Raw genomic sequence first — 522 nt, forward strand, 5'->3', positions numbered from 1 at the left:
AAATTTGGAATAATTTAGTTAATCGGCTTACCAAGAAGAGAGTTAATGACTCTTATAGGGCGAAAGAAGAAAGTAATTTACTATTTATTTAATGGTATCAAAGAAGGGGTTGATATATTATGTCAACAACGGTTTCACTAGAAACTAAGCTTTCGCGAACATTGGATAAAATTCAATATCGTTCATCAAATGGTTACTCTTTAAAAAGAGAACTACAACAGGGAATGAATAACTTTTACAATACGTTAACAGCATTCAATAGAATCGCCACAAACAAAGGGGCGGGCACACCAGTTGTCGACAATGAAACCATTGATGGGATTAATCTAGGAAAATTAGAAAGATACCATCAGGAATATGTCAATAATGGTTACAACCCTAAACCAGTTAAAAGAATTCTCATCCCTAGTGATAACAAAAGAAATAGACCTTTGGGGCTACCTACTATCAAGGACCGGCTAATACAAAAATGTCTCGAACAACTCTTAACTCCCTATTTTGAAAATATCTTTTCAGCATGGA

1 pseudogene is annotated in these 522 nt (G+C 34.3%); it reads left to right on the forward strand.

The annotated features are described in order from the left end of the window. Positions 1-119: 119 nt before the first annotated feature. Positions 120-522 (forward strand): annotated as a pseudogene (locus tag B2G44_RS01980) (group II intron reverse transcriptase/maturase); the annotation flags it as partial.

The sequence above is a fragment of the Candidatus Phytoplasma citri genome (genome assembly GCF_002009625.1).
GTDB lineage: Bacteria > Bacillota_I > Bacilli_A > Acholeplasmatales > Acholeplasmataceae > Phytoplasma > Phytoplasma citri.